This window comes from Actinomadura logoneensis (assembly GCF_003428695.1).
In the GTDB taxonomy this organism is placed as follows: domain Bacteria; phylum Actinomycetota; class Actinomycetes; order Streptosporangiales; family Streptosporangiaceae; genus Spirillospora; species Spirillospora logoneensis.
Window position 1 is genome coordinate 1 of the sequence record NZ_QURH01000483.1, and the last position, 1,158, is coordinate 1,158.

Below are 1,158 nucleotides of genomic sequence, written 5' to 3' on the forward strand. Positions count from 1 at the left end.
CGCGGCCGTTCAGGACGGTCGCGGCGCGGCGGGCGGCGGGGTCGACGGCGAGCCAGGTGCCCCCGGCGCGCAGGTCGCGTCCGCCGATGAGGCCGGGACGGTCGGGCCAGTGCCGGCCGGGCCCCTCCCAGTCGCGGTCGATGAACTCGTCCCGGACGCCCACCAGGAGCACCGGGACCGGGGAGGCGGGGTCCACGCTGACGATCGCCGTACACATGGCGCCTATTGGAACAGCCCGCCCCAAACGCGGCTAAAGCGGGGGCCAGGGAATGGCCGGCCAGTCCTCCGGCGGGTAGGGGTGGATGCGGTGCTTGAGCATCAGCTCGACCCGGCGGCGCGTCGCGTCGACCTCGTCGGCGGTCAGCAGCGCGCGCAGCCGCTCGCCCAGCGGCCCGGACCGCAGCGACGCCTCCACCCGGCCGAGCGCCTCCAGCGCCTCGGCCGTCAGCGGCTTGCCGCGCCACTGCCACAGCACCGTGCGCAGCTTGTAGTCGACCGAGAAGCACACGCCGTGGTCGCAGCCGTAGACGCGGCCGTCGCCCGGCGGGAGCAGGTGCCCGATCTTGCGGTCGGCGTTGTTGACGACCGCGTCGAACACCGCCATCCGGCGCACCGGCTCGGCGTCCGAGCGGGAGAGCGCGACGGTGTCGGTGCCCGGGTCGGGCTCGACCCACAGCTGCACCATGCCGACGCCGTACGGGCCGTCGCGGTGCACGGTCGGGGGGACGATGTTCCAGCCCATCGCCTGCGACACCTCGTAGGCGGCGACCTCGCGCTCGGCGAGCGTGCCGTCCGGGAAGTCCCACAGCGGGCGCTCCCCCGCGACCGGCTTGTAGACGCAGGCGGCGCGCACCCCGGCCCGCTCCACCGAGCAGTACAGGGTGGCGTTGGACGCCTGGGCGAGCCGTCCCTCGACGGTCAGCGCGCCCTCGGCCAGCAGCCGCTCGGCCGCCTCGGTGTCCAGGGGCGACACCCCGCCGCCGGGCGGGTCGCCCCGGTGGCCGTCGGCGGGCGTGCGGCCGCGTGAAGCCTGCGTCATACGTCCATTCTCCAGGGCCCGGGAGGCGTGATCCAGCAGTGGGCGGACCGCATCCACCCGGCGCGCGCGGGAGGGCGCGCGCCCGTCCGGCGGCCCGCGGGGAGCCGCCCGCGCGGGTC

At 76.4% G+C, this 1,158-nt stretch carries 2 protein-coding genes; both read right to left on the reverse strand.

From position 1 onward, the window contains the following. Window positions 1-217 (reverse strand): NRDE family protein (locus DZF91_RS23475; protein ID WP_147341313.1); only part of this gene is annotated, 217 nt, incomplete at its 3' end. A gap of 33 nt (window positions 218-250) precedes the next feature. Next, window positions 251-1,039: an SCO1664 family protein gene (locus DZF91_RS23480; protein ID WP_117359516.1), complete on the reverse strand. Its 789-nt coding sequence runs from the start codon at window positions 1,037-1,039 to the stop codon at window positions 251-253. Window positions 1,040-1,158: the final 119 nt, after the last annotated feature.

What these genes read in the sequence shown, in the direction of transcription:
- DZF91_RS23480 (WP_117359516.1), bottom strand. Translation starts at nt 1,039, where the DNA reads ATGACGCAGGCTTCACGCGGCCGCACGCCCGCCGACGGCCACCGGGGC.